The following is an 18,284-nucleotide window of genomic DNA, read 5'->3' as shown; positions in this document are numbered from 1 at the left end:
GAAACACCCCGCACTGGGCGGGGTGTAAATTATTTTTTCAAATCGGTTAGCCAATCTGGTTCAGGTGGCATGCTGATTTCTGGCCAGCCTACTCTCGTGGGCCAGTCGCGCAGGGCTTGCTGGTAGGTGAGCAGTTCGGTGTACTGCTCAGGGGTAATACTGGTCTTGCCCCCCAACTGAACTTGCCCACGATGACGTTCAACTATCCACATGGCTGACGCTATGCAGGTATCGCGCTGTGTCCTTGCGTTTACTGCACGCTCGACTGCGTGCATGGTGGGCGTGATGGTTTGGCCCCAATCGATAGTGCTCACGCTAAAGCCTCCTCGCTCGATTTATAGGGCGGTAGCGGGACGATGCCATTGCTCACCGCTATCGGCACGTTATAGGCCGTAGGAAAGCGGGTTTCGTAAGGCGATGTCGGTACGCAGGGCAAGCGCAGGGTCAAGCAAATTTCCCCGGCGTGGCGCGTCACGGCGTCAGCAATCACCCATGGGTTACCGACCGCCTCAGCGGGCAGTGAGGCGCCTTCCTGCATGGGTGAAAAATCCAGTGCAACACTGTTCACGGTCAGCACATCGCCAGTCACACGGGCAACCAGCGGCTCGTCACCAAATACCGGGGAGAGTTTTATTTTCATGTGGAGTCCTTAGTACCAACGACCGATGGCTACATGCCGACTCGTCACAGGCAGACCGGTGAAAGCGATCATGGAGCAGGCATACGTGGTTAGTGAAGTAGGGAATATGCCTGGGTGGCCAGCAGTGAACATCAGCTTACTTGATGCGGAATGCGTCACCGCCACACTCGTCGGAGTGGAGGCAAAAGGGATAGGGAAAGTCCACGGTACCATCGCGGAGTGAGCCCCATCTGGTTGACTCGATGTAAGGTTCCCGTTTGTTATAAAGGCGCAAATCAACGTGCCACCGGCCAGCTTTATGTACTCGCCGTTAGCATTGCTGCCATATTCGATAATGGCGCCGGTAGGTACACCGGCAGATTGCAACACTGCGCCAAGAATGTTTGATCGTTTGTAGTGGTCTACCAGTTTTTTCGGCGTTACAGCCACGTTATCCGCCGTCCCCGCTTCGGTTTGCGCCTGCGTCGCCACCTTCATCATACCGAGCACGGTTTCACTGGCCTGCTTGACCCATCCCCACAGCTTTTTCACTGTCACCACCACATCATCTTTCTGATTGGCAGGGACGGTTTCATTGACTTGTACCTGGGTGGCCAAGCTGGTGAAGCCTTTGGCCGTTTCGCTGGCATCCGGGTGATCCCGGCTGAGTTTATGTGTTGCCATCACATCATCGACATATTTGCGCGTAGCCAGCACCACGGACGGGTCAATCTTGAGTTGGACGGCACTGGTGTCGCTAACGATCAGCACCATGCGGATAACCTGGGTGCGGCCGGCACCACTGCTCAGCAGCGGCTTATAGGTTTCGGGGGTATTGGCGATGGCGATCAGGGTGCCATCTTCCGAATAAATACCGGCTTCTCGGATCCACCAATCGCCGACATCTTCCGGGAGGATCTGCTCGGCCACCAGTTGCGACTGGTTCAAGGGGTCTTGAAACAGGGTGTTGAGCGGGGCGCGGCGTCTTTCCCCTACCAGAGCAGTCTGGGTTGCGTTTGGCGTGACTGGTTGGCCGTTACCATCGCCGACGGCCATGTGGGTAATTTTCAGTGGCACGCCCAGTGCGATGGCGTTGGCGATTTTGGCCTGACCCGCATTGGTGGGAATGGCGAAATAGATGGCGCTCAAGCGGCACCTCCTGTCGGTTGCGGTTGAATGGTCATGGTGTCGAGGGTGTGCAGTGCGCCGCCGTGCCACTGTCGGCCACGGATCTCGATGGCTTCGGGGCTATAGGGATAAATGGTCAGCTCGTCGCCCAGGTAACAGGCTGCCCCCAGATAAAGCGGGCCACGGGTTTCCATGCTGATGGCAAGGCCCGTCAGGTGGCGGGTCATGGGTTTGGCGTCGGCGATCAGCCGTTCCAGCTCCTGATACATGGCTTCGGTGATGCCGGTGTCGAGCACGCCGATGTCGAGCTTGAAAGTGCCTGGCGTGGCGGTCGGGGTCTCTTGCCACCACTCCAGCACCTTGATCAGATAGCCGAGCGGTTCGACCACCCGGCGAATGGCGCCGATTGTGCCCTTGCGGCTGTGTACGAAGTAGCTGTTGGCGATGACCTGGCGTTTGGTGTTCTCCGGCCAGCTTTCATCCCAGCGGTCGACGCTCCAGCTGGCGGCCAGATAGGGCAGCAGGTGAGCGGGGCAGGTCCAGGGTGACCAGAGCGAACGAAATGGGATCGGCAACTGCTGGGCGTAGGCGCCTGCCGTGGCCAAGTGGCGTTCGGTGCGACTGGTGCTGGGTGGCAGGATGGAACTCATGGCGCCCGCTCCACGGTGAAGCCGGTGCAGTAGGCGGCCTGGGAAGCGCTGGGGGTGATGTCTGCCCAGCCAATCAGGTCGACCTTGCGCACGCCCTGCACATGGAGGACGGCATCAATGGCAGAACGCGGCACCTCGACCCCGATTCGGCGGCGTGGGTTGATGAAGGCGGCGAGCTGGGCGCGGGCGGCTTGAAGGATCACCTCGGCCTCGGCCCCCTGGCTGTCGATGTGCAGCTGGGCGTTGATGGTGTAGTGGATGATACCGGAGCTCTGCACGGTGAGCCGGTCGGCAACCGGGCGGCGGTCTTCGTGGCTCAGCGCCTTATCCACCTTAGCAATCAGCGCCGCGTCGGCGGTGCCGTCCCCCTCGGTGCTGAGGATGGTGACGATGGCCACGGCGCCCGATGGGCTGGAGCCTTTGGCATCGGCCACCTTGCCATCGGCAGAGAGGGCGAAATACTCATAGGCCCCGGTGGGACCGGCGACGCTGAGGCCATCCCACGCCATCAGAGCGCGCAGGATCAGCGCCTCGTCATCTTCCTTGATTTCGGGCACCGGCGGGGTGGCGGTGTCATCACCCGGCTGGATGGTGAGGCGGGTGACGTTCCAGTTTGCCACCAGGTTGTCGAGGTCACCCCCCTTGGCCCACGCCAGCATGTTGGCGACGGCGGCATCGTTGATACGCTGGCGCAAGATCAGCTCACGATAGGCATTCTCTTGCAGCAGCTTGGTGATGGGCTCGGATTCGAGCGCCAGGGTGGCGGCGATGGCCGCCTGCTGGTCTGCCGGGTAGTAGCCGATCCTCGGGGTGGCCTTGCGTTCGGCCAGGATAGTTTCGAAGTCGAGGGTTTTTCCGCCGCCGATGGCGGCGGGAACTGGGTTAAATCCACGTTGCTCAATTGGCGGCTCCTGTGGGGATGGTGATGCTTGCTGATTCAGGGGCGCCGCCATTCTTCGCTGCCAGTCAACTTGATCAGTCATGAGCCATCCATGCCGCCGCTCCACATCGACTTTGGTGATGCGGATACGCGGCTCCCAGAGGGTGAGCGCCTGCACGGTGGCGGCCATCAGGCGCAGGCGGGTTGCGCCGTGCTGGGGCTGATCGATGAGGCTGAATATCTCGCTGCCGTAGTCGCGGCGCATGACGCGGGTGCCGATGGGGGTGATGAGGATGTCGCGCACCGATTGCAGGATGTGGTCGGTGGCGCTGATGGCGCGGCCATTGGCGGCATTCATGCCCTGCCAGTTCATGCCGGGCCCCCTGTGGTGCCGCCGCCAGTGCTGACGCCGCTGTGCTTGTGGGTGGTGACCTCAATGTTGCCCACCTTGGCGGTTTCGCTGTAATTTTGCGACGCGGTTGGCCTTGAGCAGTTCTGAGCGCCTCGGCAACCAGCGGGGTGATCAGCTTGACCGCCACGCTGGCGGTGATGGTGGCAGTTTTGATGCCGGTGGCGGTGAGTTCACCGGTGGTCGGGTTGTATTCGATGACCGCGCCATCTGGGTATTCGACGCCATCGAGATCGTCGTTGTCATCGTCGGCCAGCGGCTCTGGGTGGTGGCGTTGAGTGAGCCGATGATGTACGCATTGCGCAGGTCACCGCTGACTGAACAGGATGACTTGCTCGCCGACACTCAGGCGGTGACGGCGGCGGGTGCGACCAGCACGCAGCACCAGATAGGGCCGCCAGTTGGTGTGGTTGCCCTTGGTTTTGACGCGGCATTCACCGGATCTCACTTCGGTCACGGTGCCGATGCGGATCAGGTTGTCGATTTTGCTGAGTAGCTCGATGATGTTCATGAGGGGGCCAGTGTGTAGCGGCGTCGTTTGCGCTGACCAGCGGCGGCTTTACACAATGAGGCGGCGCTACACACCCGCGCTTGGTGAGGTGTTTAAGCAGGGCGTCTTCAACGCGGTCAATGTCGGCGTCGGTGATGCCCAGCAGTTGACGCTCTGGGTATTGGATATCTTTGCCCCTTGATGCGGTCTTTGAGGCCGTAGTGGTGGATGGTGGCGAGTCGGTTGGCGGTGCCGACAAATTCAACGCACGGCCTGCTGTTTGACTGGCGCGGGCCTTGAGCCAGGTGCAGGCTTGACCACCTTGATGAACATCTTGCGGCGAAGGTGCGCCCCGGCGATTCTTCAGCCTTGGGCTGTGGCTTGCGCGGGGTCATGGTGGTGTGGTATCCGGCTGTTTGTTGGCGCGGATCCGCTGGGCCTGGCTGGCCCGCATGGTGCGGGCCATCTCAGCCTCTTTTGCCAACTGACGGCGGGGCGCTGAGTTGCTGGAGCAGGCGGCGGCCCAATGGTCAGGCGGTTGCTGGAGGGCGTCGGCGGCCATGGCTGATTGCCCCCGTTTGATGAAGAGTTCCCAGGTGATGCCGTCATAGGGGTCTTCCGGCGGTTCCGGCAGGTGCTGCCAGCCGATCCCCTCTTCTTCTGCCAGACCCTGACCCGCTCGGTCAGCTTGACGGTGATGATGAGGTCGCATCAGGTCATTGGCTGCAGTTCAGACTCGAACCTTGATGGCGTTTTCCGCTTGTCGGGTTGGTCATCAGCTCGGGCTGGTGTTGGCGCAGCCATGCCAGCAGGGGCACGACCAGCTGATCCGGGTGGCCGGCAAAGTCGATGATGCCGATGGTGAGCGGGTATTGCCACTCAAACGAGAGTGACGGGCGCCGGTGGCAACCGACGTTGCCCGGGTACGACGAATATCAGCTTGTCCGGGTTGGTCTTGCGCCAGTTGCGGCAGCAGCGGGTCAGTACGTCACGGATTGCGGCTTTTCCAGCCCTCCCTTGTTCTGGTGCCGTTGCTGGCAGGCGATGACGTATCGACCTTGGCGGCGCAGGTTGCCCAGGCGGCCTCGGTCTGGGTCAGCAGGTCGAGCAGGTCGCCGTTATTGAGGGGGCCGGCCGGCGGCAGCTGGCAGGGGGCCGGAGCGGGACCTGACCAGCCTGATAATCTGCGGCGCCGGTGATGGCGGGGCGCTGGAGCAGCCTGACAGCAGGAGCAGGCAGAGGGCGATCAGCCCAAGACTTAAGTTCAGCATTTTCACGTTTGAGCCTCTTGATGGTGTCGGCACGGGTGGCGGCGGTGGTGGTCAGCTCGCCGAGCTGGCGTTGCAGCTGGCGGCGGCGGTTGCCTGGGCGTCAGCTCGCCGGTGAGGGTGTTGATGGTGACCCCGTCTTTGGTCTTCTCCCGCCGCTCGGCCTCTTTGGCCTTGTCGTCGGCGGCCTTGAGGTCGCTTTGCAGGGTGGTGACCTGCCCCTCTGCCTTGGCGGCAGAGCGGGCCGACCAGCCCCAGCCGCCCAGGGCAATGGCCAAGGCCAGCAGCAACCATGTGAGGGGGGAGCGCAGCAGGTTACGCCAGCACAATCAATCCCCAGAAATCCATCGGAATCGGTTCGTCACGATGGCGAGTGTGACGGGGCGTGATGATGATGGTGTCGACGTTGGTCTGATGCATCTTCATCGACTTGGCGATGGGGAGTTACCCGTTGGTTGGTTTCAAGTTATTTAAATGGCGGCCTTCACGTAGTGTAGTAATACCCATTCGGACAGAATATTGATAACGCTCTGGTTATCAAACAAGTCGAACTCGTCAACGTCGATCGCATCGTGGTTGGTGTCGAGTTCTTCAAACCCGCGTTTTTTCGTCAGGTATTTGTCGCCGTTGACCCACGCGCCCGGGCACCCCTTATCCAGTCATTCCGTCATCAAGCCAGGAAATCCAGCAGACAATCACCACCTACCTGCCCTGGCCATAAACTGGTTTGCAGCTGCCATAAGCCGTTCAGTTTTCCCTCTGTCTGCCAGTGATTTCAATGTGCATCCGCCACCTCCTTCACCGGGTAGACCTTGGCAAAGTGGCTGTATGCCTTGGCCAGCTTGGTATCGTAGTCATTGTCCTTAAACGCCGGGCCGTTGTAGCGGCGGGCGAAGTCGGCCCATTTACGACCCTGCAGGGCCTTGTGCATGGCCTGGTCTTGCTGGATGAAGTGGCACAGGGCGGTGAGGTGGTCGACCTCGCTGTGCTGCATGGCGGCCTGCCAGCCGCTGGCCGAGGCGAAGCCTCAGCGCCTGCCAGTGAAAGCCCATGATCTGGAACATCCCCCAACTTGCCGACTCGATGGCGGCCTCCCGGGGTGCAGGCTGATGGCGAGTTGCAGCCGCTCCCACTCGGCCGCGCCCCCTGCGTAACCACCGCGCTTGGGGTTGACCAGTAGGGGTAACGGGCGGCCATCTGGTCGGCGGTGGCCTTGCCCAAGTGCTGGGTGAGCTGCTTTATAACACGTGCCGCTCAAACAACACCACGGGGCGCATGTCAGTGGTGAACCCCTCGCCGATGCTCTCGACCTGGGCGACGGTGGCCATGGTGGCCAGCGGCAGGCCCAGCAGGTCAGCGCCTTCCTGCATGTCGCCGATGCGCAACTGGTTGCCCCGCTCGCTGCCGAGCAGGGCGGCCATGGTGCGGGGGCCAGCCTGACCGATGGCGACAATCATGTAATCCCGCTGAAAGGCGAGCAGGGCGCGCTCTGTGGCATCGCCAAACCAGCCATCCGGGATCCAGCGGATAACCGGCTTTGGTCAGGCGACGCTGCAAATCGGCCACGGCGGTACCAGTATCCCCTTTTTTCAGGCTCATGGTTGCCTCCTCTCGGTTGTGCGGTAGTGCTTTTTGCTGCGCAGCAGGTGGTAGACGGACCCCCGTCACTCCACACGGCGGTCGAGCAGGAAGGCGGTGATGATGACGGAGGCGAGGTCGGGGACGAGGATGGTGCGAGACACCAGCATGGCGGAGTGGCACCGATGCCGTGGCGACACAGATGACCCAAGACAGCCAGGCAGGAAGGAGCCTGATAGCGTCCATCCCGGCTGTCAAAGAACATGACACGCAGGCAGATGGCGGTGCAGATCATGGCATAGATGGTCAACATGTCAGCCCCCTTGCATGGCGTAGGTGGGGTTAGTGGGGGTCATCTTTCCCCTTCCAATGCGACTGAACAGGGTTTCGAGGCGTTCAGGGGTTAAATGGATCGCGTTCATCGCAAACTCAACCAACATCGACAACAAGCAGACCGCAGCCCATTGCCATGCTTCACCTTTCAGCCAGACCTTGGCTGCGGCCACGATGGCACCCGAGGCCACCCCCTTGTTGATCTCGATACCTACCGGCAGCAGCTTGGTCAGCATCTGGACGGTGAAATCTGCGGCGAGCAGCCCGCAGATGAAGGCGGATAAACAGAAGGATGACTCGTCCGGCAATCTTCTCGGTGGTGAGCCCAAAGAGCAGTGCCCCGGCGAATGAGCCAAGCAGGATGATGGGATCGAGCCAAGGCGCGGTGGAGGCCAGCGCAAGGGCGAGCGCTACGCCATTGGCGGTACTGGCTGAAATGGGTTCTGGCATCGTGCTCTCCTATCGTTTACTGCCGTAGTGGCGAGCGGTTTGAAATTCGTGATGGTCTGGCACTCGGTGCAGCGCTCGCAGCCCCTGATTGCCTCGCGGCGCTCCTGGGGGATTGGGCTGTCGCAGTCGATGCAGTAGTGGGGGCCGGTGCCGCTGATACGGGCGGCGTGGATGCGGGCAGCGATTTGCTGCTCGCTGATGTTGGCCAGTCGTTCGAGTTCGTCGTCGAGGCGGCTCATGGTCAGTCCCATAGCTGGATCAGCGGCTGCTCGGCCTGGGTGGGGGCCGCTGGCATGTTGATGAGGGTCCCGGTCGGGATGATGGGGCCGAGCGAGGCCAAACCGGGGTTGAGGTTGAGCACTTGCTCGGTGATGCCTGCTGTGTAGCCGTAATGCCGGAACAGGATGAGGTCGAGGGTGTCACCCTGTTGGCTGCGCAGCTCCATTAGATCAGCTCCACTGTGTTGTGGGTGGTGCCGAGGATGTCGCGAATGGCAAAACGGGCATCCCGGTAAAGGTCATCCGAGCTGATGACTTTGGCATCTGCCCCTTTGACGCCGTCACCGGTGGCGCTGTAGTCGGTATAACGTTCGAGCAGGCTGGCTCGGGTCATGGCGTAGACGGCGCGCCGGTAGCTGTGCAGGTGCAGCGATTCGCTGTCGATGACCTCGCTCGGGACGCCGGCCAGGGTAGCGACCCCTTCTGCCTCACGGGCGCGGCGCCAATCCGCCAGATCCCGGTTGACGCTGGTGATGGCGTCGACCACGGCATGCTTGAGGCGGGCCGTGGTGACGGTGCCATCGAGCCGGACGGTTTCACGCAGGTCAGGCAGCGAGATCGCCGGCCAGAAGGGGCTGTTGGCTATCACCCCTTCATCTGGCGACGGTCGGGGCTGTGGCAATGAATCCGTTACTCATGGTGCTCCTATTCCGCTTGTTGGGCGGTGGTCGGGCCGTCTGGTATGCCGCAACGCATTCGTCAGGCCCGAGCCGCCCAGGGTGCGGGGTTCGCTCGGTTAGCTGCCGCCGCCAGTGGCGTCGGGCTGCTTGACGACGAAGTTCTTATTGCTCAGTTCACGCTCGAGCACTTCGAGCTCTTTCTTGATGCCCGCTTCAAGCGGTTTATTGTCGTGCAATTCGAGGGCGCGGCGGTAGTGCTGGGCGGGCGATAGTGCTCTGCGGCTCCTTGAACCCTTCGGCCAGTGCGGCGCGGCCCACGGCCTTGTGCAGCTTGGCGCGCACCTGGTCGAAGATGTCGCAGTGGGTCAGCAGCTCGAGGTAAGCGCACAGCAGGCCATAGCTGGGCCGCCTGCCTCTTGCTGCTTGATGCCGGTGTCGGCGACCTCTTCGGCGATCAGGGTGGCGGCGGTGCGCTGCGTAGCGATCGGGGGTGCTCAGGCCGTGGCGGATCACGTAGTCGGCCATGGTAAAAGCCCCTTCGAGATCGCCGGTGTCGAGGTGCCAGAGCATGACGGTCACCAGGACGTCATCTTGTCCGCCCCGGTTGGCGGCCAGCACGCCATCAATCCAGGGTTTGTAGACTGCCAACATGGGGCGCTTGGCCTCGATCTTGCGCTCGATGCTCTGGATGCCCTTGAGGGTGCGGCGGTGTTCGGCCAACTGCATCAACTGCAGCTCGTAGGCGTTGGCGCGTTGTTGGTCGAACTGAGGATTGGCCGCCCCTTGCAGGGCGGCCAGTTTGCGTTCGCGGTTGCGACGGGCAGGTGATGTCATGTCTTCCCCCTTTACCCAGCCGGAGCCGGTTCAACGAGCTCGATGTGCTGGCCAGTGCGGCGCCTTCGTAGTCTTCGACCACATAAGCCTCGTTGACCGATTCGGTAGTTGACGATGCGGTCGCGCTTGGCGTTGTCGAGGATGGTGCGGCGGCGGGCGCCCTCCTGCCAGTCATGGAGAGGTTATCCAGCCGGGTGACCAGGATGGCGTTGTCCGGGAAGCTGGGGACGCGCACGGCAGGCAGGCCGCCCATTCGCTTCTGGCTGATGATGACGTCCGACCGCCATCTTTTCAGTCGTTGTCATGGTCTTTGTTGACCATGGGGAAATACTTGTCGTGCAGCAGTTTGCGACCGACGATGGCCACCAGTTCGGTGTCATCACGGTAGGTGGGGCCCAGCAGCTCGGTCAACGGCATCCATCACCAGGGCGTCGAGGTTGTTGTAACCATCGTCCAGGGTGATGCCAGAGCCGACCTTGATGACGACGCGCCAACCCTCTTCACCTCATCCAGCACGTTCCCCGGCTTGTCTTCACGGATCTTCTGCAGCCAGCCCTTGTTGACGTCTTGCAGCAGGGGGTTGTTCACCCTGTTGGATTTGGCGGCACGGGTGACGCCGTAAAACCCGATTGGTCGTGTGGTCGAGCGCCTGACGTTGCAGGATGGCGTCGCGGATACGGGTCTGGAAGTCCTTGAACTTGGCCCAGGCGTCGATCTTGGCGTAGCGCAAGGCTGTGTCGAAGTTGGTCTGCTCGCAGCGGTAGCGGTTGCCAGTCAGATCGGTCGGGTCTACCGCCTGGCGATCTTCCTTGGTGGTGTCGGTAGTACCGGCGATGGTGTTGTTGATACCCAGCCCCCAGTTTCTCGCCCTCCTGCTCCGGCACGCCGACCACGTTGATCATTTCCAAGAACTTCACCGACTCCTGCATCTTGGTTTCTAGGGTCTGCTGGACGCTCGGCTGCACGTTGAACTGCACTATGGCGCTGGTGATGGCGTTGAGCTTGGCCACCTGGCTGGTGAACTCGTTAAACTTCTGGCGGGTTTCGTTACGCATGGATGGGGTCCTTAGCAGTCGGTTTCGATGGTGGTGCCTTGGGCGCCGGTGGCGGGCTGGCGCTTGTGGCTAAACTCTTCCTGGCCTTCCAGCTTGGCGGTGAGGTCAGCCAGTTCTTTTGCGGTGGCTTGCTGCTGGCTGGACAGTTCGGTGATGGTGGCGGCCTGTTCGGTGAACTTCTTCTGCATGCCGGTATCGAGGCTGGTGACCTCGGTGGCCACGGCTTCGACGGCCTGATGCACATCGCTGAAGTCAGCGCCGGATTGCTTTTTGTGGGTGGAGAACAACGCGGTGACCCGCTCCAGCAGGCCAGGGCTTTTTTTCTGCTCGTCTTCGAATTCGATGATGGTTTCGAGCCCTTCGGTGAACAGGCTTTCTTTGTGCTGTTTGCGAGCAGCAAGTGGGGAGTTTTCACCCGCCCCGGCGCAGAACTGGAGCAAATCGGTGCCCAAGCTGGCCGGGCTGTCGGTGATAGCGAGCCCCGTCAGGTAGGCGCCTTTACCGTTGAGGTTGGGGTGGATCTCGACGGAGGTGTATACCTTCTGGCGCTTCTCGTTGAGTTCAACCAGCGCCGGGGTTGGGTCAATCTGGACGAACAGTGCCAGACGTTTTTCGCCCTCGATGGTGATCTCTTCGGCCTTGGCTGCGGTGATGTCGCCATACATCTTGAACAGGCCTTCCGGATCGAAACCGCGATAGTGCTCCATGTTGACTCGGGCACCGTAGGTTTGCGGGTTATAGCGCTGGGCCATCTGCTCGACCCATTCGCGGGTGATGGTGCGGCCATCGGTCGTGCCCCCTTCGACGGCAACACGGAAAAACTTGGACTTAGCCATGGGTTGGGATCCCTTTGGTGATTGGGTGGTGATGTCGCGGTTATGGTCTGGGTGAGAGGCGGGATCGTGCAATCGGCGGCCAGTGTATCCACGGTGGATACACTGGCGCGGGCGTCAGGGTGCTTGTCTTGGTCGGTAGACTGGCGCCATGACTACAGCACCCTTACTTTTTCCCCATATCGAGCCCCGCAGACAGGCTATGCACCTGTATTTTCAGGGGTACAAGATCCGAGCTATTGCGGAGCTGCTGGCGACCCCTGAAGGGACGATCGGCACATGGAAATCCCGTGACGGCTGGGAGGACATCAAACCGATTGATCGGGTCGATTTTGCGCTTGAAGCGCGGATGTGCCAGCTGATCGCCAAGGAGATGAAGACCGGCGGCGATTTCAAGGAGATTGACCTGCTGGGCCGCCAGTTGGAGCGGGTCGCCCGGGTCAACAAGTACAGCAACGGCGGTAATGAAACCGACCTGAATCCCAAGGTGGCGAACCGCAACAAGGGGCCGAAGAAGGCGCCCGAGCGCAATGTGGTGGAGCCCGAGCAGCAAGAGCGCCTAATCGAGCGGTTCGAGTCGACCATGTTTGGCTATCAGCGCACCTGGTACGAGGCGGGCAAGCAGCACCGGATCCGTGATCTGCTCAAGTCGCGCCAGATAGGGGCCACTTACTTCTTTGCCTTCGAGGCGTTCATTGATGCCCTGGTGACCGGGCGTAATCAGATATTCCTGTCAGCCAGCAAGGCGCAGGCCCATGTGTTCAAGCAGTACATCATCCAGTTTGCCAAGGATGAAGGGGTCGAGCTTAAAGGCGACCCCATGGTGCTGCCGAACGGGGCGCACCTCTATTTCCTTGGCACCAACGCCCGCACCGCCCAGAGCTACCACGGCAATATCTACATGGACGAGTATTTCTGGATCCATGGCTTCCTTGAGTTTCGCAAGGTGGCGTCCGGCATGGCGATGCACAAGAAGTGGCGCCAGACCTACATCTCCACCCCATCCAGCCTTTCCCATCCCGCCTATGCGTTCTGGTCCGGTGCCAACTTCAACCGGGGCAAGGCCAAAGCTGACCGGGTCGAGATTGACCTGAGCCACGCCAATCTGTCTGGTGGCAAGCTGTGCGCCGATGGCCAGTGGCGGCAGATTGTCACGGTCGAAGATGCGGTGCGCGGCGGCTGTGACCTGTTCGACCTGGATCAGCTGCGCAGTGAGTATTCCGATGATGAATACAGCAACCTGCTGATGTGCATGTTCATGGACGACACGGCCAGCGTGTTTCCACTGGCGATGCTTATGCGCTGCATGGTCGATAGCTGGGAGCTGTGGGATGACTACAAACCCTTTGCGATTCGGCCAATGGGCAACCGGCCTGTGTGGATCGGCTATGACCCTGCCAAGGGCGGCAAGGGTGATAGCGCCGGATGCGTCGTGCTGGCCCCGCCTGCGGTACCTGGCGGCAAATTTCGGGTGCTTGAGCGCCACCAGTGGAAAGGGATGGATTTTGCCGCTCAGGCCGAGGCCATCCGCCAGATGACGCTCCGTTACAACGTGGCGTATATCGGCATTGATACGACCGGGATCGGGGAGGGTGTTTATCAGAATGTGAAGCCATTCTATCCGGCAGTTACATCCATCCAGTACAACCCGAGCGTCAAAATTCAGATGGTGATGAAGGCGCTCGACGTGATGAACAAGGGGCGGCTGGAGTTTGACAGCGGTTGGAATGATTTGGCCGCCGCCTTTATGAGCATCCGCCGGGGGGTTACCGCTGGCAAGATGCCGACCTTTGAGGCCAGCCGTTCCGAAGAGACCAGCCACGCAGATATCGCCTGGGCAACCATGCACGCCCTTTTACATGAGCCACTGGCAGGCGCCAACGGCACCAATACCGGTTCTATGGAGTTTTTCTAATGAGCAAACGTCGCAATCGTCGCCCCTCTTTCAACCCGACACCGCCAGTGGCGGCAACCCAGCAATCCGGTGGCGAGGCCATCGAGGCGTTCACCTTTGGCGAGCCGGTGCCGGTCTTATCGCAGCGGGAGGTGTTCGATTATCTTGAGTCGATGCACAACGGCCGCTGGTATGAGCCGCCGCTCTCCCTCAATGGGCTGTCGCGGGTCTATCGGGCCGGGGTGCATCATGCCTCTGCCATCCAGGTGAAGCGCAACATCTTGCGATCGTGTTTCATCCCTCATCCGAAACTGAGTCTGGCGGGCTTCACCGGGTTGGCGCTGGACTATCTTATTTTTGGCAACGGCTACCTGCAGGCTGTGCAGAACAGGCTCGGCGGCGTGCTGCGCTATGACCATCTGCGCGCCAAGTACACCCGGCGCGCTCTGGATATGGCCACCTATTGGTGGATTGCCCAGCCTGGGCAGGAACAGGAGCTGCCCGCCGGTCGGGTTGGGCACGTGATGGAGAGCGACATCAACCAGGAGATCTACGGCATCCCCGACTACGTTGGCGGATTGAATTCGACCTTGCTGAACGAGTCGGCCACCCTGTTTCGCCGCCGGTACTATGAGAACGGCAGCCACGCCGGTTTCATAATGCACATCACGGACCCGCTGCAGAATGAGGGGGACATCACCAAGCTGCGGGAGGCGCTACGTCAGAGCAAGGGCCCCGGCAACTTCCGCAACCTGCTGCTCTATACCCCTGGTGGGAAGAAAGACGGGGTGCAGCTGATCCCGGTGGCAGAGGTAGCGGCCAAGGATGACTTCTTGAGCATCAAGAACGTGAGCCGGGATGACCAGCTGGCCACCCACCGGGTACCGCCCCAGCTGATGGGGGTGATGCCGAACAGCACTGGCGGGTTTGGCAATGTGACGGAGGCCGCCCAGGTGTTCGACGTCAACGAGATCGACAGCATCAAGGCCAGCCTGCTGGCGATGAACGACTGGGCAGGGGAGGAGATTATCCGATTCAATCCGTACAAGCTGGCCGCCGGTACCGAGCAGGCCGCCCAGGGTGATCAGCTGCGCTGACCCGGGCAACCCATCCCGACCACCCCGCCATCTGGCGGGGTTTTCTTTTGCCCCTCACCTGGTCGCATCAGCGGCCCGCTGCGGCATCGCCAGTGCGACCCACCCTTGCACCATCGCGGATCCTTCCGCGAGCACCCGGAGCGACTGGCGCAGCCTGCCGCCCCCCGGCCAGCACCGCCAGCGCGCAATCGGAACCCCGCCCCGCCTGCCCGCTTTATGTGTGGAAAATCATGCAGGTGAACGACAGGGGCAGGGGAGCGGCTCCTCGCGCCAGCACTGGCCGCGTGCGGGATACCGGATCCTTTTTGTGATCCTTCATTTTCTGCCAGTTTCTTTCACTCTAAATAGCTGTTCCGAATAGTAGACCACTGTACTCGTACAGCTTCTATAAGTGGCATGGAGCACGCATCGTTCGCTGAGTTTTGTCACTTCAGGCTTTGCCACCAGATTGCACAAATGCCTTACGCCACTAGGTTTCCGGCAAGATGTAGCACTATTGGGATCAGTTATTTAGAAGGGAAAATTGCCTTTTAGCTGTGGTCATTGTTGCTTATCATTTCTTTGTTCGTCCAACAATGCGGCCTTCATCAAAAAACAAACTCAAATTAGTCCCGTAGGTTTCATTTTACTCACTACGTTGATGCGTGTTTGATACCATTCTCATCCGACACTATTTTCTTTGTTAACGACAACCGAAGCATATCTGATAGTTGTTATGCCGCGTACATTAATAGGCTGCCATGCCAAATGACGGAACTCCCGTAAAGGGAGTATAAGGTCACGCCCGGATTGGTCGGTCAACACCTCTTATATCATTCAAAAAACGTTCGCGGTCTTACCCTGATCCTTTAGGCCACCTAAAATGTCATCCCCCGAAAAACTGGGTGCTCACAGCCTGCGCTGCCCGTCAAACAGGGCAGGAATGCTCAAAAAATGTTCGCATTCTCGCCCTGACTGGGATTGGCTCTAACTTGGGCATTAACTCTTGGTCGATTTAGATAATAATCTACCTCATATTACGAGTTAATTTTTCATGGATGATGATGATGCAACCAACTAAACCTCTCCGTCTTAAGCGATACCTTAAAAATCAATAAGAATATCACTATCCTTGCCAGTGTTATTGTAAACGCCAAGTTGTACGCTTTTTACTTTACCATTTAGTGCATCATCAGGTAATGGATGAGCATAATAGAATTTATTTCCAATCTTTGCAGTATGTGGTCTTCCCATATCAATTTTAATTTCTCCCGCATGATTGGAGCTTTTAAAATTGATAAATATTTTTCTATCTTTAGTCAAGATAAAAGATGGCTCTGCATTAAATTCAAATAATGCCCATTGTGAATTTTTAAAGAAGGGTTGGTTCGGTTCTGAATAAAATATGATCTTATTCAAAGCTAGTTTATTATATATTTCTTTGTTGATGGGTAATTCATAATTATTTTCAATTATTGCACCATAGTCAAACCAAATGTTTGATATAGTTATATCTTTTAGGTGGCCGCCATGATATCTGGCCATCATAGGGCCGTTATGATAAAGGTCAAACCTATCATTAAATTTGATAAGCCTTGAAAATTTAAAGTCTGGAATTGATACAGTTGTTGCGCCAGACTTAATAGCATCTGCGATTAAAATATTTCTCACCTGTTCTTGATAATGAGTTCTTTTCATTGAGAAATGGAGGAGATAATACGACGGAATAAAATAGACTAGCGCAAAAGAAAATACCACCCCATAATAGGCTAAGCAAGCGCCACCTTTAGTAAACTCTCTATTGTGTGAATGCATTAATAATGACGCTGCTATCAAAAATAAAACTAGAGTGCCATTTCCTGTCCTAGGTGGTGGAGCTGGAGCACCTACTAGCATTAGGCTAGATAAAAAACCACAAACTAGGAAAAATAAAAACCATCGACCTAATACATTTGGTTTTTCTATGCATAGTCTATCATCAGAAGTAGGCTTTAAATGTTTTGGCGATGTAAATGCCATTTGCAGCGCCAAAATTAAAACAATCAGAATGAAAGCAAAAATATAACTACTCAAGATGTTTGGCAGTCTATAATACAAATGTATATCAATCCTCTCAAGAATCCCCTTTGAGTACCATTCTTGGAACCTATTTGCTCTATTGATATTCCCTGGGGAAAGAATAAGAACTAGCCATCCTAACAGGCCACCTAAAAAACCTGACGCATATATATAACGCATCTGTAGCTGGTTTTTATCAAATCGGTGACATAGATAGCTGAACAAAACAAACGCAAATGCTGTCCATCCAGTATGCTCATTTGTTATACCACCAGCGAAACCACATAAAAAAATGACTGGGATATATATCTTTCTCGCACTTCGATTTACAGCTAACGAAAAAACACAAAAAAATATCAATGTGTATAGTGTTGTCCAAAGATAATTTGCTGATCCGACTATCCAGAAAGTGGTTTGACCAAGATTTGGATTGGCAATCCAGTACACAAAGAATAGAATAAGAAATGTCAAGCAATCTCTAGCTGTCGATTTTTTATTAAAGATAAATGACGGTAGCATGGTACACAGCAGCAATAATGAAACTAGTGCAAGGCTATTTAATGCTGAGTATATGTTTTTGTGAAACAATGAAAGCATTGTGCTACTAGTCACGTCCGCAGCTAGACGCCCACTCCAAGATAGGTAATGATTTATTAGCCCCTCAATATTACCACCAAGACTTAAGTAACTATAATCATCTGATTGCATCGGGACATTAATCTGGACAGCAACCAATAAGGAAAAAATAAAAGCACAGCATACAGCGAACAGGAGGTATTCATAACGTAACTTTACATTCACCACTCACCCCATAATTTTCAGTTGAAAAACACTAAGAGCCTATCCAAGTAGGCTATTATTCCAAACAATGAGACCACAGGCAAAATACAACATAGCCTCGTAACTTTCGCACTTCTTTTCCCAGCGAGTCTATATCCAGCGAAAGCGATTCATGGATATTGAAAAAATACCATATAAATACTATAATGGGTAGTGTTAGAAGTGTGACATGGCAAACAGGAGCTGACAGATAAGTGATGAACTCTGGGAGAAAATCAGGGTGAGATCATGAGTGAGCAAAAGCAAAGCGAAGTGTTCAATAAGCGAGCTTCCCAAGCTTAAATCGGGTTGGCTGCGCTTATTTGGTGAGCGTTCTTTGTTTGTTTTGTTCTCATTTTTAGCTTAAAAAACGTTCATAATCTCGCCCTGGGGATAAAATAGCCCTATTTGCTTCCCCGCGCAGTGAGGCGCTGATGCAGGTCATCGACAAGATCAACCAAGGGCGGTTGGGGAAGGTCTACTTCGCGGCCAGAGGCCGCGACACCCGAGAGTGGATGATGAAGCGGGAGCAGTTAAGCCCCCGCTATACCACCGCGCTCGGTGAGCTGCCGGTGGTGAAGTAACTGCTGCTCTAACCTGTCAGTACATACGTTCGATCTGCTTGCCAAAGCTCACCATCATCCATCCGGCGGTAAAAAAGCTGGCCCAAGTGAGGAACCCAATGAAGGTCTCCGGGATCATGGCCTGGATGATGGGCCACTGGTCAAACAGCCCTGGTGGAGGAGGGAGTGCAGCTTTGCCATCTGTAATGGTCTGGATTCTGGCAAAAGCCCGTTCGAGACGGCGTTCAAACAGGAGTGTTCTGACGCCCAGCATCATTGCCGCCAAAGAGGATAGCATCAGCAAGCCACCAAAGAACTTCATCACCACTGGCTCCATTATCAGTGTTACAAGCAGGTCTTTCAGGCGTTCCATCTTGGGTATCCCATTCAAGCCTCGTTCGAGGCAGCTTACACCTGATAGTCATCTCAGGTCATCAGGGGAGGACTAT

22 protein-coding genes and 11 pseudogenes are annotated in these 18,284 nt (G+C 57.3%); 4 read left to right on the top strand and 29 right to left on the bottom strand.

Annotated features, from left to right (window positions below; genetic code table 11):
* Window positions 1–29 precede the first annotated feature (29 nt).
* From ACSMDR_RS07220 to ACSMDR_RS07190, 7 genes and pseudogenes are all read right to left on the bottom strand, one after another.
* Complete coding sequence (locus tag ACSMDR_RS07220; RefSeq protein WP_436467765.1) at window positions 30–314, bottom strand: hypothetical protein; 285 nt, start codon at window positions 312–314, stop codon at window positions 30–32.
* Complete coding sequence (locus tag ACSMDR_RS07215) at window positions 311–640, bottom strand: hypothetical protein (protein ID WP_436467764.1); 330 nt, start codon at window positions 638–640, stop codon at window positions 311–313. Before ACSMDR_RS07215 ends, ACSMDR_RS07220 begins: the two co-directional genes overlap by 4 nt.
* Before the next feature lie 9 nt (window positions 641–649).
* Window positions 650–1,768 (bottom strand): phage tail protein, encoded by a 1,119-nt coding sequence (locus ACSMDR_RS07210; protein ID WP_436467763.1) that lies wholly within the window; start codon window positions 1,766–1,768, stop codon window positions 650–652.
* On the bottom strand, window positions 1,765–2,397 hold the full coding sequence (locus tag ACSMDR_RS07205) for a phage tail protein I (protein WP_436467762.1): 633 nt from the start codon (window positions 2,395–2,397) through the stop codon (window positions 1,765–1,767). Before ACSMDR_RS07205 ends, ACSMDR_RS07210 begins: the two co-directional genes overlap by 4 nt.
* Window positions 2,394–3,298: pseudogene (locus ACSMDR_RS07200) on the bottom strand (baseplate J/gp47 family protein). The gene ACSMDR_RS07205 and the pseudogene ACSMDR_RS07200 overlap by 4 nt, the downstream one beginning before the upstream one ends.
* Before the next feature lie 151 nt (window positions 3,299–3,449).
* Window positions 3,450–3,542, bottom strand: a pseudogene (locus ACSMDR_RS07195) (GPW/gp25 family protein); the annotation flags it as partial.
* 104 nt (window positions 3,543–3,646) lie between these two features.
* Entirely contained in the window at window positions 3,647–3,724 is a 78-nt protein-coding gene (locus ACSMDR_RS07190) for a hypothetical protein (RefSeq protein ID WP_436468219.1), read from the bottom strand.
* Window positions 3,725–3,762: 38 nt separating this feature from the next.
* On the opposite strand from ACSMDR_RS07190, the gene ACSMDR_RS07185 reads away from it, so the two are divergent.
* Window positions 3,763–4,182, top strand: coding sequence for a hypothetical protein (locus ACSMDR_RS07185; RefSeq protein WP_436467761.1), 420 nt, complete (start codon window positions 3,763–3,765; stop codon window positions 4,180–4,182).
* On the opposite strand, the gene ACSMDR_RS07180 is transcribed toward ACSMDR_RS07185, so the two are convergent.
* The 19 genes and pseudogenes from ACSMDR_RS07180 to ACSMDR_RS07090 all read right to left on the bottom strand — a co-directional run bounded on the left by ACSMDR_RS07180 (window position 4,121) and on the right by ACSMDR_RS07090 (window position 11,428).
* Window positions 4,121–4,543 (bottom strand): phage virion morphogenesis family protein, encoded by a 423-nt coding sequence (locus ACSMDR_RS07180; protein ID WP_436468218.1) that lies wholly within the window; start codon window positions 4,541–4,543, stop codon window positions 4,121–4,123. The two genes, ACSMDR_RS07185 and ACSMDR_RS07180, sit on opposite strands and share 62 nt — an antisense overlap.
* Before the next feature lie 24 nt (window positions 4,544–4,567).
* Window positions 4,568–4,888 carry a hypothetical protein gene (locus ACSMDR_RS07175; protein WP_436467760.1) on the bottom strand — a complete coding sequence of 107 codons (321 nt, stop codon included), beginning with the start codon at window positions 4,886–4,888 and terminating at the stop codon, window positions 4,568–4,570.
* A 4-nt stretch (window positions 4,889–4,892) separates the two neighbouring features.
* Window positions 4,893–5,036, bottom strand: coding sequence for a phage tail protein (locus ACSMDR_RS07170; RefSeq protein WP_436468217.1), 144 nt, complete (start codon window positions 5,034–5,036; stop codon window positions 4,893–4,895).
* Window positions 5,037–5,164: 128 nt separating this feature from the next.
* Window positions 5,165–5,287 (bottom strand): hypothetical protein, encoded by a 123-nt coding sequence (locus ACSMDR_RS07165; protein WP_436468216.1) that lies wholly within the window; start codon window positions 5,285–5,287, stop codon window positions 5,165–5,167.
* A pseudogene (locus ACSMDR_RS07160) lies at window positions 5,285–5,378 on the bottom strand (hypothetical protein); the annotation flags it as partial. The gene ACSMDR_RS07165 and the pseudogene ACSMDR_RS07160, both read right to left, overlap by 3 nt.
* Window positions 5,379–5,449: 71 nt before the next feature.
* Window positions 5,450–5,773, bottom strand: coding sequence for a hypothetical protein (locus tag ACSMDR_RS07155; protein WP_436467759.1), 324 nt, complete (start codon window positions 5,771–5,773; stop codon window positions 5,450–5,452).
* A gap of 446 nt (window positions 5,774–6,219) precedes the next feature.
* Entirely contained in the window at window positions 6,220–6,438 is a 219-nt protein-coding gene (locus ACSMDR_RS07150) for an N-acetylmuramidase domain-containing protein (RefSeq protein WP_436467758.1), read from the bottom strand.
* Window positions 6,350–6,925 (bottom strand): annotated as a pseudogene (locus ACSMDR_RS07145) (N-acetylmuramidase domain-containing protein). The gene ACSMDR_RS07150 and the pseudogene ACSMDR_RS07145 overlap by 89 nt, the downstream one beginning before the upstream one ends.
* Before the next feature lie 411 nt (window positions 6,926–7,336).
* Window positions 7,337–7,663 (bottom strand): hypothetical protein, encoded by a 327-nt coding sequence (locus ACSMDR_RS07140; protein WP_436468249.1) that lies wholly within the window; start codon window positions 7,661–7,663, stop codon window positions 7,337–7,339.
* Between the two features lie 55 nt (window positions 7,664–7,718).
* Window positions 7,719–7,805 (bottom strand): annotated as a pseudogene (locus tag ACSMDR_RS07135) (hypothetical protein); the annotation flags it as partial.
* Window positions 7,806–7,814: 9 nt separating this feature from the next.
* A pseudogene (locus tag ACSMDR_RS07130) lies at window positions 7,815–8,044 on the bottom strand (TraR/DksA C4-type zinc finger protein).
* A 2-nt stretch (window positions 8,045–8,046) separates the two neighbouring features.
* On the bottom strand, window positions 8,047–8,250 hold the full coding sequence (locus ACSMDR_RS07125) for a tail protein X (protein ID WP_392445334.1): 204 nt from the start codon (window positions 8,248–8,250) through the stop codon (window positions 8,047–8,049).
* Window positions 8,250–8,705, bottom strand: a complete 456-nt coding sequence (locus tag ACSMDR_RS07120) for a head completion/stabilization protein (RefSeq protein WP_436467757.1) — start codon at window positions 8,703–8,705, stop codon at window positions 8,250–8,252. The genes ACSMDR_RS07125 and ACSMDR_RS07120 overlap by 1 nt, the downstream gene beginning before the upstream one ends.
* A 114-nt stretch (window positions 8,706–8,819) precedes the next feature.
* Window positions 8,820–9,537, bottom strand: a pseudogene (gpM, locus tag ACSMDR_RS07115) (phage terminase small subunit).
* 109 nt (window positions 9,538–9,646) lie between these two features.
* Window positions 9,647–9,790 (bottom strand): annotated as a pseudogene (locus ACSMDR_RS07110) (P2 family phage major capsid protein); the annotation flags it as partial.
* A gap of 38 nt (window positions 9,791–9,828) precedes the next feature.
* Window positions 9,829–10,125 (bottom strand): annotated as a pseudogene (locus tag ACSMDR_RS07105) (P2 family phage major capsid protein).
* Window positions 10,070–10,372 carry a P2 family phage major capsid protein gene (locus ACSMDR_RS07100; protein WP_436468215.1) on the bottom strand — a complete coding sequence of 101 codons (303 nt, stop codon included), beginning with the start codon at window positions 10,370–10,372 and terminating at the stop codon, window positions 10,070–10,072. Before ACSMDR_RS07100 ends, ACSMDR_RS07105 begins: the two are co-directional and overlap by 56 nt.
* Window positions 10,373–10,457: 85 nt before the next feature.
* Window positions 10,458–10,592: pseudogene (locus tag ACSMDR_RS07095) on the bottom strand (P2 family phage major capsid protein); the annotation flags it as partial.
* 11 nt (window positions 10,593–10,603) lie between these two features.
* Complete coding sequence (locus ACSMDR_RS07090; protein ID WP_436467756.1) at window positions 10,604–11,428, bottom strand: GPO family capsid scaffolding protein; 825 nt, start codon at window positions 11,426–11,428, stop codon at window positions 10,604–10,606.
* Window positions 11,429–11,576: 148 nt separating this feature from the next.
* Between ACSMDR_RS07090 and ACSMDR_RS07085 the strand changes: the two genes are divergently transcribed.
* Together ACSMDR_RS07085 and ACSMDR_RS07080 are read left to right on the top strand one after the other, a co-directional pair.
* A complete protein-coding gene (locus tag ACSMDR_RS07085) occupies window positions 11,577–13,340 on the top strand; it encodes a terminase ATPase subunit family protein (RefSeq protein ID WP_436467755.1) in 1,764 nt (587 codons plus the stop codon).
* Entirely contained in the window at window positions 13,340–14,416 is a 1,077-nt protein-coding gene (locus ACSMDR_RS07080) for a phage portal protein (RefSeq protein ID WP_436467754.1), read from the top strand. The genes ACSMDR_RS07085 and ACSMDR_RS07080 overlap by 1 nt, the downstream gene beginning before the upstream one ends.
* Window positions 14,417–15,499: 1,083 nt before the next feature.
* Here ACSMDR_RS07080 and ACSMDR_RS07075 read toward each other — a convergent pair.
* Both ACSMDR_RS07075 and ACSMDR_RS07070 read right to left on the bottom strand, forming a co-directional pair.
* Window positions 15,500–17,254 carry a DUF6056 family protein gene (locus ACSMDR_RS07075; RefSeq protein WP_436467753.1) on the bottom strand — a complete coding sequence of 585 codons (1,755 nt, stop codon included), beginning with the start codon at window positions 17,252–17,254 and terminating at the stop codon, window positions 15,500–15,502.
* A gap of 39 nt (window positions 17,255–17,293) precedes the next feature.
* A pseudogene (locus ACSMDR_RS07070) lies at window positions 17,294–17,380 on the bottom strand (IS5/IS1182 family transposase); the annotation flags it as partial.
* Window positions 17,381–17,706: 326 nt separating this feature from the next.
* On the opposite strand from ACSMDR_RS07070, the gene ACSMDR_RS07065 reads away from it, so the two are divergent.
* On the top strand, window positions 17,707–17,856 hold the full coding sequence (locus ACSMDR_RS07065) for a DUF4113 domain-containing protein (protein WP_240039242.1): 150 nt from the start codon (window positions 17,707–17,709) through the stop codon (window positions 17,854–17,856).
* A 16-nt stretch (window positions 17,857–17,872) separates the two neighbouring features.
* On the opposite strand, the gene ACSMDR_RS07060 is transcribed toward ACSMDR_RS07065, so the two are convergent.
* Window positions 17,873–18,208 carry a hypothetical protein gene (locus ACSMDR_RS07060; RefSeq protein ID WP_436467752.1) on the bottom strand — a complete coding sequence of 112 codons (336 nt, stop codon included), beginning with the start codon at window positions 18,206–18,208 and terminating at the stop codon, window positions 17,873–17,875.
* Between the last annotated feature and the right edge of the window lie 76 nt (window positions 18,209–18,284).

Origin of the sequence: Aeromonas molluscorum, from assembly GCF_051376105.1 — a bacterium.
GTDB lineage: Bacteria > Pseudomonadota > Gammaproteobacteria > Enterobacterales > Aeromonadaceae > Aeromonas > Aeromonas molluscorum.
This window is presented reverse-complemented; position numbering and strand designations above follow the sequence as displayed.

What these genes read in the sequence shown, in the direction of transcription:
- ACSMDR_RS07215 (WP_436467764.1), bottom strand. Translation starts at nt 640, where the DNA reads ATGAAAATAAAACTCTCCCCGGTATTTGGTGACGAGCCGCTGGTTGCC.
- ACSMDR_RS07205 (WP_436467762.1), bottom strand. Translation starts at nt 2,397, where the DNA reads ATGAGTTCCATCCTGCCACCCAGCACCAGTCGCACCGAACGCCACTTG.
- ACSMDR_RS07175 (WP_436467760.1), bottom strand. Translation starts at nt 4,888, where the DNA reads ATGCGACCTCATCATCACCGTCAAGCTGACCGAGCGGGTCAGGGTCTG.
- ACSMDR_RS07150 (WP_436467758.1), bottom strand. Translation starts at nt 6,438, where the DNA reads ATGCAGCACAGCGAGGTCGACCACCTCACCGCCCTGTGCCACTTCATC.
- ACSMDR_RS07125 (WP_392445334.1), bottom strand. Translation starts at nt 8,250, where the DNA reads ATGGAGCTGCGCAGCCAACAGGGTGACACCCTCGACCTCATCCTGTTC.
- ACSMDR_RS07090 (WP_436467756.1), bottom strand. Translation starts at nt 11,428, where the DNA reads ATGGCTAAGTCCAAGTTTTTCCGTGTTGCCGTCGAAGGGGGCACGACC.
- ACSMDR_RS07085 (WP_436467755.1), top strand. Translation starts at nt 11,577, where the DNA reads ATGACTACAGCACCCTTACTTTTTCCCCATATCGAGCCCCGCAGACAG.
- ACSMDR_RS07080 (WP_436467754.1), top strand. Translation starts at nt 13,340, where the DNA reads ATGAGCAAACGTCGCAATCGTCGCCCCTCTTTCAACCCGACACCGCCA.
- ACSMDR_RS07065 (WP_240039242.1), top strand. Translation starts at nt 17,707, where the DNA reads ATGCAGGTCATCGACAAGATCAACCAAGGGCGGTTGGGGAAGGTCTAC.
- ACSMDR_RS07060 (WP_436467752.1), bottom strand. Translation starts at nt 18,208, where the DNA reads ATGGAACGCCTGAAAGACCTGCTTGTAACACTGATAATGGAGCCAGTG.